This window comes from Streptomyces sp. NPDC052496, assembly GCF_040679095.1.
In the GTDB taxonomy this organism is placed as follows: domain Bacteria; phylum Actinomycetota; class Actinomycetes; order Streptomycetales; family Streptomycetaceae; genus Streptomyces.
In genome coordinates this window covers 170,559-183,016 of the sequence record NZ_JBFAUH010000005.1, presented here as the reverse complement: position 1 = coordinate 183,016, position 12,458 = coordinate 170,559, and the positions used below count along the sequence as shown (strand labels likewise).

Annotated in this window: 12 protein-coding genes and 1 tRNA gene; 11 read left to right on the top strand and 2 right to left on the bottom strand. The window is 71.0% G+C overall.

The features are described from left to right. Positions 1-60: 60 nt before the first annotated feature. The 11 genes from AB0L45_RS09580 (at position 61) to AB0L45_RS09530 (ending at position 10,591) form a co-directional block, all read left to right on the top strand. Positions 61-387, top strand: a complete 327-nt coding sequence (locus AB0L45_RS09580) for a hypothetical protein (protein ID WP_365837793.1) — start codon at positions 61-63, stop codon at positions 385-387. 15 nt (positions 388-402) lie between these two features. Beyond that, the gene (locus tag AB0L45_RS09575) at positions 403-582 is read left to right on the top strand and encodes a DUF6257 family protein (protein WP_365837791.1); all 180 of its coding nucleotides are present in this window, start codon (positions 403-405) and stop codon (positions 580-582) included. An 89-nt stretch (positions 583-671) separates the two neighbouring features. Beyond that, on the top strand, positions 672-2,966 hold the full coding sequence (locus AB0L45_RS09570; RefSeq protein WP_365837789.1) for an FtsK/SpoIIIE domain-containing protein: 2,295 nt from the start codon (positions 672-674) through the stop codon (positions 2,964-2,966). A 240-nt stretch (positions 2,967-3,206) separates the two neighbouring features. Beyond that, positions 3,207-3,941, top strand: coding sequence for an exonuclease domain-containing protein (locus AB0L45_RS09565; protein ID WP_365837787.1), 735 nt, complete (start codon positions 3,207-3,209; stop codon positions 3,939-3,941). After that, complete coding sequence (locus AB0L45_RS09560) at positions 3,938-4,336, top strand: hypothetical protein (protein WP_365837785.1); 399 nt, start codon at positions 3,938-3,940, stop codon at positions 4,334-4,336. The genes AB0L45_RS09565 and AB0L45_RS09560 overlap by 4 nt, the downstream gene beginning before the upstream one ends. A 124-nt stretch (positions 4,337-4,460) precedes the next feature. Next, positions 4,461-5,852, top strand: coding sequence for a DNA cytosine methyltransferase (locus AB0L45_RS09555; protein ID WP_365837783.1), 1,392 nt, complete (start codon positions 4,461-4,463; stop codon positions 5,850-5,852). 90 nt (positions 5,853-5,942) lie between these two features. Beyond that, positions 5,943-6,248: a hypothetical protein gene (locus AB0L45_RS09550; RefSeq protein WP_365837781.1), complete on the top strand. Its 306-nt coding sequence runs from the start codon at positions 5,943-5,945 to the stop codon at positions 6,246-6,248. Then, a complete protein-coding gene (locus AB0L45_RS09545) occupies positions 6,245-7,165 on the top strand; it encodes a bifunctional DNA primase/polymerase (protein ID WP_365837778.1) in 921 nt (306 codons plus the stop codon). Before AB0L45_RS09550 ends, AB0L45_RS09545 begins: the two co-directional genes overlap by 4 nt. Before the next feature lie 349 nt (positions 7,166-7,514). After that, positions 7,515-8,744, top strand: a complete 1,230-nt coding sequence (locus tag AB0L45_RS09540) for a DUF3631 domain-containing protein (RefSeq protein WP_365837776.1) — start codon at positions 7,515-7,517, stop codon at positions 8,742-8,744. Positions 8,745-8,915: 171 nt separating this feature from the next. Continuing rightward, complete coding sequence (locus AB0L45_RS09535; protein WP_365837774.1) at positions 8,916-9,119, top strand: helix-turn-helix domain-containing protein; 204 nt, start codon at positions 8,916-8,918, stop codon at positions 9,117-9,119. Between the two features lie 65 nt (positions 9,120-9,184). After that, positions 9,185-10,591 (top strand): tyrosine-type recombinase/integrase, encoded by a 1,407-nt coding sequence (locus tag AB0L45_RS09530; protein ID WP_365837772.1) that lies wholly within the window; start codon positions 9,185-9,187, stop codon positions 10,589-10,591. A 45-nt stretch (positions 10,592-10,636) separates the two neighbouring features. Here the strand turns inward: AB0L45_RS09530 and AB0L45_RS09525 are convergent. Continuing rightward, a tRNA-Thr gene (locus AB0L45_RS09525) sits at positions 10,637-10,710 on the bottom strand. 60 nt (positions 10,711-10,770) lie between these two features. Continuing rightward, on the bottom strand, positions 10,771-12,372 hold the full coding sequence (locus AB0L45_RS09520; RefSeq protein ID WP_365837770.1) for an alpha/beta hydrolase: 1,602 nt from the start codon (positions 12,370-12,372) through the stop codon (positions 10,771-10,773). Positions 12,373-12,458: the final 86 nt, after the last annotated feature.

Sequence of the window (12,458 nt, the reverse complement as noted above, 5' to 3'; positions counted from 1 at the left end):
CCGGGCGGTGAGGGGGACGCCGGGCAGTCCGCCCGGCGCCGACCCGAAGGAGATCGGCACATGGAGTTTTCGCAGAGCACGACCGGTGCGCGCCGCACCGCGGGCATTCCGATGCCGCCCGGCTGGCACATGCGCTCGCTCAACCCCGACACCGACGTGGCCGTTGACGTGGCCGTGCAGGCCGTGGCCCGCTGCCACGCCTGCGGCACGGTCGTGCCGTTCGGCATCGGCGAGGTCCGCGGCGACGCCCGCGCGTACGTCGACGGCCCCTACCGGGACGGTCTGCGGGCCGCCTGGGAGTGGACCGATGCGCACCTGACGGCCTGCCCCATGGCCCGCCCGGCCGCCATCCCGTCCAGCACCCACCCCCTGACCGGCACCGCCTGACCGAACGGAGCGCGTATGGCGCAGGACCCGCCCCTGACCGCCGCCGAGAAGGCCCAACTGGTCTGGCTCGGTGCGCGGATGTGTAAGCGCGAGCTGGCCGGGCCCGAGGTGGACCAAGCCGACTTGCAAGCGAAGTTCGACCGCATTCTGGACGGCGCCCGCAAGCGCGCCGCACAGAACGCCCGATCCCAGTAGCTGCGCCCCGGGACGGCCGCCTGGCCGGCAAGCACACCGGCCGTCCCGGGCCCAACCCGCCCGCACTGCGCGGGCCGGAGGAGACCATCATGACTGATCTGGCGCCGGAAGCCCCGGCCCCGGCCATGGGCACGGTGCACGACCTCGAAGAACACCGCGCCCGCACCGGCCACCCGCCCGTCGACCTCACCAAGCCCGCACCCGCGCCACCGCCCGCGGACGCCGACACCGAGCCGGTACCGGCTCCGCAGGACGATGGCGCACCGCCCGACGGTGCGGGGGCATCGTCCGTCTCGGCGTGGAAGCGCACCGCCCGTCTGCCGCGCACCGTGGTCATGCACGAGCGCACCCGCAAGGGGGCGCGTCTGATGGCCCGCAACGGCGCCTATGTCCTCGGCGGTGCCGGGGTCGTCGCCAAGCGGGCCTGGCACGGCCGCACGGTAACCGTGCACCACCAGATGCGCGCCGCCGCGGTCGCGGCCGGGAACCACGAACTGGCCAGTGAATGGCAGGAGAAGGCCGACAAGTTCCGCGCCGACCGGCACCGCCGGCGCATGGAGCTGATCACGGGCGTGCCGCACATGGCCAAGTCGGCCGCCATCGCCACCGCCGGGGCAGAGGGCGGCCTACTGCTGCTCGGTGCCTGCATGGCCGTGCACAGCCACCAGCTGCACGACGTCATCGCCCCGACGCTGGCCGCGATCGACGCGATCCAGGCCGTGTGCTGGTTCGTGTCCGTGGCCTGGGGCCCCGCGCTGGCTCTGATGCTCTTCGGGGCGCTTGCACACCTGTGGAAGGCGGGACAGGCCCAGGGCACGGCGCCCGCCTGGGCACGGCCCGCCTCCGCGACCGTGGACGATGTACCGATCACCCCGTCCATCGTGGTCAAGGCCCTGTCCGACCTGGGCAACACCGCCTTGAAGAAGGCCATCAAGGACGCGGCCGACGGGGCCGCGGGCATGCTCGGGCCGATCACCCTCGCCGGGCGCGGCGTGGAGGTCGATGTCACCTTGCCGTCCGGCGTCTCAACGGAAGAGATCCTGGGCAAGCGCCGCAAGCTGGCGGAGAACATGAGCCGCCACGAACACGAACTGCACATGAGCATTCCGCCGGCGCCCCGCACCGTGCGCATGTGGATCGCCGACTCCGGCGCCCTCGATGAGCCGATCGGCCCGTCCCCGCTGGTCACAGACCCAGAGGTGAGCGCCGACTACAAGTCGGGCCGCGCACCGTGGGGCCAGGACCTGCGCGGCGACACGGCGCTGATTTCGCTCTTCCAGCGGCACCTGCTCATCACGGGCCTGTCCAACCAGGGCAAAACCGCCTCTCTGCGGGCCCTGGCCCTGTGGCTCGCCTTTGATCCCCGGGTCAAGTTCCGCCTCGCGGACCTCAAGGGCGTCGGTGACTGGTCGATGCTCCGGGGACTGGCCGAAGTGCTCATCGAGGGACCGACCGATGAGCACGTCATCGCGGCCACGGAGATGGCCGAGGAGGCCGTAGAGGAGATGGGGCGCCGGATCGCGCTCATGAACGAGCTGACCCAAAAGGGCTGGTCACAGGACAAGATCCTGGCTGACCCGCGGTTCGATCCCCTGGTGGTCATCATCGATGAGGCCCAGGTCGCCTACGGCTCCGGCGCCCGAGAAACGCATGTCACGGACAACGGGACGGTCAAGTACGGCGCGCCCTACGGGGGATCGAAAGCCGACAGCCGCTACTTCCAGGCCATCAAAAAGATCCACGACCAGGGACGCGCGGTGAGCGTCACGACCTGGGAGGGCACGCAGGACCCGACCAACGAGAACCTGCCCAAACGGTCCCGCGAGGGCAACCACATCCGGGCCTCGCTCGTGGTCGGCACCGAGTCGCAGGCGGAGATGGCCGTCGGGGCCCAGGCCCTGGCGGGCGGCGCCGCCCCGCACAAGCTGCGCCAGGGACTCGACAAGGGCACGCTCGTGGTCGCCGGCGACGGAATCAAGCTCGCCCCCGGCCAGTCGTCGGTGACCGTGCGCACGCACTACATCGACATCGACGCGGCCAAGGAAATCGCCGAACGGGCCAAGGCCCTCCGGGCCGGCGTCCAGACGCAGACCCGCGCGGACCCCGCGGAGGAAGCCGACCACCTGACCAACGTGCTCGAAGCACTGGGGGACGGCAAGCGCGTCCAGACCCAGGAAGTCCTGCGGCGGCTCATCAGCAAGCACCCGCACATCTACGCAAGCTGGGAACTGCACGACCTCACGCGGGTACTGCGCGAGGCGGGCGCCGAACCGAAGGCGACACGGGCCGACAACGGCAAAGCCGGCGTGGTGTGCGTCTCCCGCGCCCGGGTCCAGGCCGCCATCGAGGCACGCGAAGACGCCACCGAGAGCTACGCAGAGTAGCCGAAAGCTGATGGAGGCAGGTGATAGAGGCGCCGGAATCTGATGGAGAACTCCATCAGAGGGTCCATCACCCGCCTCCATCAGCCCTCACCTGCCGAAACGCCGCCCTGATGGACCTGATGGACCTGATGGAGGCACCCCGCCGGCAGACCCCGGACACCCCCGTTTCCAGGCTCCGCCACCCCCTCCACCCCTGCCCCTCAACAGGCACGCACAGTGGCCAAGGGAAAGGAACCCCCCGTGACCGAAACTCAGTACGGTCTGCCCTGGCAGGACGGCCGGATGCTGGCCCTGGATGTCGAGACCACCGGCACCGACCCGGAGACTGCCCGTATCGTCGCCGCGGCCGTCGTCGCCGTCGGCGGCGGCGCTCCCGCCGAGACCACCACCTGGCTGCTGGACCCCGGCATCGAAATCCCCGTCGAAGCCACCGCCGTCCACCACATCACCACGGAGCAAGCCCAGGCCGACGGCAGGCCGGTGGTCGACGCCCTGCCCGAAATCGCCGCAGCCGTGACCGGGCCCCGTGGGCAGTGGCGCGTACCGCTGGTGGTCTTCCGCGCCCCCTACGCCCTCACGGTCCTGGCTCGCGAATGCGCCCGCCACGACATCGACTTCCCCGCCGACCAGGCGGCGCCGGTCATCGACCCGTACGTCATCGACAAGCACCTGGACCGCTACCGGCGCGGCCGGCGCACCCTGCCGGAGCTGTGCCGCCACTACCAGGTGCGCCACGACGGGCCCAACGACGCCGCACACGACGCAATGGCCGCCGCCCGCCTGGCCTGGCGCCTTCCCCGCGCCTTCCCCGACCTGGCCGCAACGGCCCTGCCCGACCTGCACCAGCGGCAGATCGCTTGGGCCGCCGAACAGGCCGCCGGACTGCAAGAACACAAGCGGCGCACCGACCCGTCCGCCCACGTCAACGGCGAATGGCCGATGGTCCCTGGCCGACCCGCACACGAGGCACCGTGAACCGGCTCCTTCGCGGCCCGGACGGCCGCCACTGGGACGAAGAGGAATTCGACCACTTCGACCAAGAGGCCAAGCAGTGGGTGGCCGAGCTGACGGCGGCGGTGCAGGACCCGGACACCGGACGCTGGACGGCCGACCCCCACGGTGAGCGCATCACGGTGACAGGGATTCCGGACCGGGCCGGGTACACCGAAGTCTCCGCCGACCCGCTCCACGAACCGTGCATCGCTCACCTGCACCGGCTCGTGACCGAGCTGGTGGGCGACTTCGAGCAGCAGACCGGCGCCCCGCATCCGCGCGCCACCGACCTGGCTTACGCCCTGGAAGACGTGGCCATGCGCACGGAGCAACTGCGGCGCCGCCCCCGGCACCCGCCCCCGCGCCGCGGTCGCTGACGAAAGCCCCGCGCGAATCTCAGACCCCTCGCACACACGAGGGCGACCCCGCATCTCTCCAAAGAACCGGGGCCGCCCTCTCCTCCCAGCACAACTCAACAGAGCAGCACTGGAGGTCTCCAACATGACCCAACCCCCCGCCGCGCCACAGGAAGGCGGCAACATCAGTCTGTGCACCGGCTCCGGCGCGCTTGACCTGGCCGTGGAAGCTGTCACCGGCCTGCCCACTCTCCTGGCCGGCGAGAAGGACCCGGCCGCCTCCCGCCTGCTGGCCGCCCGCATGCCCCACGCCCGCAACCTCGGCGACATCACAGCCGTCGACTGGGCCGCCCTAGCCGCCGACCTGCCACGCCCGGCGGCGCTCACCGCCGGCTTTCCCTGCCAGGACATCTCCAACGCCGGACCTCGGGGAGGAATCGCCGGTGACCGCTCCGGACTGTGGAAAACCATCGCCCAAGCCATTCGCCACCTTCGACCCCGCCTCGTCTTCCTGGAAAACGTCGCCGCCCTCCGAAGCCGGGGACTCGACGTCGTCGCCGCCGACCTGGCCGCGATCAGGTACGACGCGCGGTGGATGTGCCTACGCGCTGGAGATCCCGAAGTCGGCGCCTGCCACCGCCGCGACCGCTGGTTCGCCGTCGCCTATCCCGCTGCTGAAAACCCCCACCTCCCAGCTCGGACGCAACGGCGGACCCCAGCACCCGGACAAACGCAAAGCCGGGGGACACGGGCCGACGCTGGAGGACGAAGTGGTCTTCTTGCTACCCCCGGCGGACGGCTGAGGCTGCTGCCCACCCCGGCCGCCGCCGACGGCACCGGCGGCCCCGGTCTCTCGCCCAAGCGCAAGGGCGGCATGAACCTGCGCACCGCCGTGACCCTGCTACCCACCCCGCTCGCCCGCGACTGGAAGTGCGGCGCCTCGAACCTGGCGGAGCGCAACGGCCGACCGCTGAACGAGGTCGTGGTCAACCTGCTGCCCACCCCGGCGGCAGCCGATTCGCGTGGGACGGCGAACTTCCGCGCGGACGGAACGCCGTACGGCAGCGGGTACGGCCCCACCTTGACGGACATCGTCCGTTTGCATCTGCTGCCCACCCCCAAAGCGTCCGACGGGCCGCACGGCGGGCCCAACCAGCGCGACAAGGCCGGGAACTACTACCTGCCCGGTCAGGCCGTCCGCCTGGACAGGCGCTGGGTGGCCACCAACGGCACCGACTACGGCCCCGCCATCCACCGCTGGGAAGCGGTCCTGGGACGGCCCGCGCCCGAGCCGACCGAACCGGGCACCAAGGGCAACCGCCGCCTGTCCCCGGCCTTCGTGGAATGGATGATGGGCGCCGAACCCGGCTGGGTCACCGGCACAGACCTGGCCCTGTCCCGCGCCGACCAGCTCAAAATCCTCGGCAACGGCGTCGTCATCCAACAGGCCACCACCGCCTACCGCGCGCTGCTCGCCGCCGACGTACTCGAAGCCACGGCCCCCGCTCCGGTCCAACTCACCCTGGACATCGCCTAGACGTGCCGAGGGCGACCCCGCATCTCTCCAAAGAACCGGGGCCGCCCTCTCCTCCCAGCACAACTCAACAGAGCACTGGAGGTCTCCAGCATGACCCAACATGCCCCCGCCCGGCCAGACGGCTCCAGGCCGTCCCGGCCGCGCGCCCGTCTGGAAGTGCGCTACTGGCCCGGCACCGGCCGCATCCGGCCCGTTCTGGCCCTGCACCGGCTGCCCGATCCTCACTGCCCGCAGTGCTTCGGCAGCGGCAGCATTCGGCCCGCCTTCGACGCCTGCCCGTGCGCCCCGGACTGGCCGCTGGCCGCAATCTGGCTGCCCCATTGGGGCGACATGGCCCGCCAGCGCCATCTGCGCCGCAGGCGCGGCCACCTCCCGCAAAGGAGGACCACCGGATGAGCGCGCCCCTGCCCATCGACCTTCCGCAGGTGCCGCTGCTGGCTGCGGCGCTGGCCGCCGCGGACCGTGGCTGGCACGTGCACCCGCTGCGGCCGGGGGACAAGCGCCCGGCGCTGCACGGCGAAGCCCAGTGCCCCCGCACCGGCGAGTGCGCCGGCGGGCACCGCAAGTGGGAGCAGCGCGCCACCACCGACCCCGAACGCATCGAGCGCGCGTGGGCCCACGCCCCGTACAACGTCGGCGTGGCCGCCGGCCCGTCCGGGCTGGTCGTCGTGGACCTCGACCTGCCCAAGAACAAGGGCATGAGGAACGCGCCGGACGGCGCGACGGTCTTCGAGGCGCTCTGCGAGCGCGCCGGGCAGGCTGTCCCCACTACCTACCGGGCGCGGACCGCGAGCGGCGGGACGCACCTGTATTTCGCCGCGCCGGACGGGGTGCGGCTGGGTAACAGCGCGGGCCGCCTCGCGCCGCTGGTCGACACCCGCGCGTGGGGTGGCTACGTCGTCGGCGCGGGCAGCGCCACGGCGGCGGGGGCGTACGAGGTGCTGGACGACGTTCCGGTGGCTCCGCTGCCCGGGTGGCTGCTGGACGCCCTCACGCCCGTCCAGCAGCCCGTACGGGCGCCCGTGCCGGTCCGGGTGCCGCGCGGCGGTACCCGCTGCGCTCAAGTCGCCCTGGAACGCGAGACCGCCGTGGTGGCGGCGGCACAGGAAGGCGGCCGGGAGGCGGCATTGTTCACCAGCGCCCGCAAGCTGGGGCGCTTCGTGGCATGGGGCGACATCCCCCGGCACGTGGTCGAAGAAGCATTTCAGTCGGCGGCGGAGTCCACCGGCCTGCCGCCGCACCAGTGCCGCTCGACGCTGCGCAGCGCCCTGAACTGGTCGATCCGCACCGCCCGGCCCAGGGAGACGGCATGACCCCCACCCCCTCCTCCCCCACTGAAATGCCTGCCTGCACCGCCACTGGCCCCAGCCCCGCCGAACCGGCCCGCACCCCCGCAGGCCGTGGGGCGCCGAAGGGCGCCGCCCGCCAGGGCGTCGATTCAGCTTGTCATCCTGACCCGCACCGGAGCGCCGGGCGGTACCCCGTGGCCTGGCTGCGCATCACGGTCCCGCGCGGCGCCGTGCCGACGGCCACCTCTACGTGCCGGTGCGGCCGTAACCGCAGCGCCGTCGGCCACCGCCAGGTGCGAGACCTGATCGAAGAACACGCCGCGCACCGCGAGACCTGCCCGCTCCGTAACCCCCAGGAAGGGAGGGCTGCCGCATGACCGACACGATCGACGGGGCCGCCGTGCTCAACGAGGTGGAGGCCTTCCATCGCCGCTTCAACGTCTTTCCCACCGAGGCCGGGTACGTGGCCGTCGCCCTGTGGGATGCGCACGCCCACCTGATCGACTGCTTTGAGACCACGCCGCGGATCGCGTTCCTGTCCCCGGAACCGGGATCGGGCAAGTCCCGCGCGCTGGAGATCGTGGAACTGCTCACCCCGCGGCCGGTGGCCACGGTCTCGGCATCCGCCAACGCCCTGTACCGGCTGGTCGATTCCGCCGCCGGGCTACCCACCGTCCTCTTCGATGAGGTGGACACCATCTTCGGACCTAAGGCCGGGGCCGATGAACAGTTGCGGGGGTTCCTGAACGCCGGGTACCGGCGCATCGGGGGCGCGCTGCGGTGCGTGGGGGAGGGCTCGAACCAAAACGCGCAGGTCTTCAACTCCTATTGCGCGGTCGCCATGGCGGGACTGGGCTCGCTGCCGGACACCGTGCTGACGCGTTCGGTCATCATCCGGATGCGCAAGCGCGCCCCGAACGAGAAGGTGGAGCCCTACCGCCAGCGCCTCCACGAAGGGCAAGGGCATGCCCTGCGCGAGCGGCTGGCCGAATGGGCCGATGCGGTGCGCGATCAGGTCGCCGGGGCGTGGCCGACGATGCCCGAGGGCGTCAGCGACCGGCCGGCCGATGTGTGGGAGCCGCTGCTGGCCGTGGCGGACGCGGCCGGCGGCCACTGGCCGAAGCGGGCCCGCGCCGCCTGCCTGGAACTGATCAGCGCCGGGCACGACAACGATGAGGCGTCGTTGGGGGTGCGGCTGCTGACCGACCTGCGGGACAAGGTGCTGTGCGGGGAGGAGCGGATGCCCACCGCCGCCATCCTCGAATGTCTGCTGGCCATGGATGACGCGCCGTGGGGTGATGTGGACGACAAGCCGCTGAACTCCCGCACGCTCGCGCGGCTGCTGGGACAGTACGTCACCCCGGCCAACAAGCCGATCAAGCCGCGCAGCATGCGGACTCCTATGGGCACCCCCAAGGGCTACTACGCGGAAGACCTCATGGACGCCTGGACGCGGTACTGTCCCCCACCCCCTGTGGAATCCGCAACGTCCGCCACGCCGCAACACCCGCAGGTCAGCGAGGGTGAATCCGTGGCGGATACCGCCACGGGCAGCCGCCACACGCCCGCGGAAACCGCCACACCGATCACCCTGACCGGCTGACGCCGACCGGTCCCCGGTGCCGCCACACCCGTCCCGGTGTGGCGGCACCGATCCGCCACAAATCCGCGATCCGCCACACGATCAAGGCTCTGACCTGCGATGTGGCGGCGTGGCGGACGTTGCGGATCCCCCGGAAGAAGGGCCCACGACACCAGCCGAGGAGCACCCCGGATGAGCACTGCGATTGCCGCTCCCGTCGACCGACTCCTGTACAAGCCCGAAGAGGCTGCCGAAGCGCTTGCCATCGGCCGTTCGACCGTCTACGAGCTGATGACCGAAGGCACCCTCAAGTACATCAAGTTGGGCCGCGCACGCCGCATTCGGCGGACCGACCTTGAGGCGTACGTGGCGAACCTCGCCCCACTGCCCAACTGACCCCAAGCACGTCATCGAGGCGCCCCGAGCATCCCGCGCGGGGCGCCTCCCGCATGGAGGAGCACATGAGCCCCCGCAAGGCCAACATGGATTCATCCATCTACTTCGGCGCCGACGGCTGGTGGCACGGCCGCGTGACGATGGGCGTGAAGAGCGACGGTGGTCCTGACCGCCGCCACCGCCGGGCCCGGACCGAGCCCGAGATCAAGCGCAAGGTGAAGGAACTGGAGCGCCAGCGGGACCAGGGACGCGCGCCCGCCGCCGGCCGGAAGCCGACCGTCGCGGCGTGGATGGAGACCTACCTGACCGATATCGCAAGCCTGAAGCTCAAACCGCGCTCGCTCGATGACTACTGGTCAAAGACTCGGAACGACATCGTGCCCGGCATCGGCAAGCACCGCATCGACAAGTTGCAACCCGAACACCTAGAGCGGATGTACCGGGCCATGCTCGACGCCGGACACGCCCCCTCGCATGTCGTGAAGGTCCACCGCATCCTGTCGCGCGCCCTGAAAATCGCTCACCGGCGCCGCATCGTCGGAGAGAACGTTGCCACACTCGTCGACCCGCCGAGCATCGACGAGACCGAGGCCAACCCCTTCACCAAGGAGGAGGCCAAAGCCTTCCTTGAAGCAGCGGCGAAGCGCCCCACCCTCATGCGGTGGATCGTCGGTGTCGGCATGGGATTCCGGCAGGGCGAGACGCTCGGACTGCGCTGGCCGTACGTCGACCTGGAAGCGGAGCTGTTCCACCCCGCGTGGCAGCTTCAGCGCCTCACATGGCGACACGGTTGCGACGACCCGCACGCCTGTGGAGCGCGCCTACACCGCTTCGAGCCGTGCCCGCCGGACTGCACCACGCACAAGAACTACAAGCGCGGCTGCCCGAAGCCGTGCACCAAGACGTGCACCAAGCACGCGAGCGCCTGCCCGGAACGCAAGGAAGGCGGGCTCACCTTCACCCGGCCCAAGACCAAGAAGAGCCGAAACGCCGTGCCGATCCCGCCCGTCTTCATTCCCTTCCTCTACGACCACAAGGCCCGACAGGATGCGGAACGGGATGCCGCCGGGGATCTGTGGCAAGAGCACGATGTGGTGTTTTCGCGGCCGGACGGCCGGCCACTGGACCCGCGCGCCGACTACGAGGAGTTCAAGGAACTGCTCCAGGAGGCCGGGATCGATGACCGCCGCCTGTACGACGGAAGCCGCCACACCGCCGGGACGATCCTGAATGAGCTGGGCGTCGACATGCCCACCATCATGGAGATTCTGCGGCACACACAGATCAGTCAGACCCGGCGATACGTCAAGGGCCGGTCCCACCTGTCGAAGGACGCCATGCGGCGCATGGGCGAGTTCTTCGTACCGCCGCCGTCGCCTCCGTCAGCCCCGCATCCGGGCCCCACTGAGACCAGAAGTGAGACCGTCGACACCCGTGCGGCCCGTTCACAACGCCGCCGCCGCATTCGATGAACGAAAACGCCCAGGTCACACATGGTGTGACCTGGGCTTCGCAAGAGCCGCCTAAGGGAATCGAACCCTTGACCTACGCATTACGAGTGCGTCGCTCTGGCCGACTGAGCTAAGGCGGCGTGGTGCGGAGCCCAGTCTACACATCGGATGGGGGTGGTCCGAACCGGGTTTGGGTGGGGTCAGGTGCAGTGCTTGTCGGGGGGTGGGGGTGTGCCTTCCAGGAGGTAGGTGTTGATGGCGGTGTCGGTGCAGTCGCTGCCGCGGCCGTAGGCGGTGTGGCCGTCGCCCTCGTAGGTGAGGAGGGTGGCGGAGGAGAGCTGGGAGGCGAGGGAGCGGGCCCAGGGGTAGGGGGTGGCCGGGTCGCGGGTGGTGCCGACGACCAGGATCGGGGCGGCGCCGTCGGCGGTGATGCGGTGGGGTTCGCCGGTGGGTTTGACCGGCCAGTACGCGCAGTTCAGGGCGGCCCAGGCGAAGCTTTCGCCGAAGACCGGGGAGGCCTTGCGGAAGGCGGGCAGGGCGGCGCGTACCTCGTCGGGGCCGGAGAAGGAGCCGGGGAGGTCGAGGCAGTTCACGGCGGGGTTGGCGAACATCTGGTTGGCGTACGTGCCGTCCGGGTCGCGCTCGTAGTAGGAGTCGGAGAGGGCGAGCAGGCCGCGGCCGTCGCCCTTCAGGGCTTGGGCGAGGTATTCGCGCAGGACCGGCCAGGCGCCCTCGTCGTACATGGCGGCCGTCACACCGCTGATGGCGAGGGATTCGGTGAGGGTGCGGGGGCTGCCGGTCGGCACGGGGTGCGCGTCGAGCTTCTTGAAGAGGGCGGTGAGGCGGCGGCCTGCTTCTTCGGGGCCGGAGGTGCCGAGGGGGCAGTCGCGGTGTTTGGCGCAGTCCTTGGCGAAGGCGGTGAAGGCGGTGTTGAAGCCGGCGGTCTGGTCACGGTTCATCGCGCGGGCGGGCAGGGCCGGGTCCATGGCGCCATCGAGGACGAGGCGGCCGACGCGGGAGGGGAAGAGGCCGGCGTACGTGGCGCCGAGGAGGGTGCCGTAGGAGGCGCCTACGTAGGTGAGCTTGTCGTCGCCGAGGACAGCCCGTAGGACGTCCATGTCGCGGGCGGACTCGACGGTCGATACGTGGCCGAGGCGGGCCCCGGAGCGGGTACGGCAGCCCTGGGCGAATGTCCGCATGGCGGTGGTGAGGCGGTCGACCTCGGCGTCGTCGTCGGGGGTCTGGTCGACGCGGGTGAAGTCGTCCATCTGGGCGTTGGACAGGCAGATGACCGGTTCGCTGCGGGCCACGCCGCGCGGGTCCATGGCGATCATGTCGTAGCGGGCCCGGACGGAGTCGGGCTCCGGCGCGTACTGCTGGAGGTAGTCGATCGCCGAACCCCCCGGACCACCCGGGTTGACCATGAGGGAGCCGAGGCGGCTGCCCGGTCCGGTGGCCTTCTTGCGCGAGACGGCCAGTTTCAGGTCGGTGGTGGCGCTCGGGTGCGCGTAATCGAGGGGGGCCTTCATCGTCGTGCACTCGAAGCCGACGATGCCGCACTCGCGCCAGGTGAGTTTCTGGTCGTAGTACGGGCGCAGGGCCGACGGGATGGCTGTGGGGAGGGGCTTGAGGGAGGCCGTCGCCGCGTCGGGGGCCGCGCCGGCGGAGCCCGTACGGCCGTCCGTCGGCTGCCCGGAGGCCGTGGCGCCGCGCGAAGGGTTGCCCGAGGAGCAGCCGGAGACGAAGAGTGCGGTGGCCGTCAGGACGGTACCGGCGGTGCGGAGCAGGCGGCTGGTGGCCATGGCGGTCCCTCGGTCCCTCGGTCCCTGAGTCGCAGCGGCAGGAGTGGGGGGGTGGATGGATGGATGGATGGGTGGGTGAATGGGGG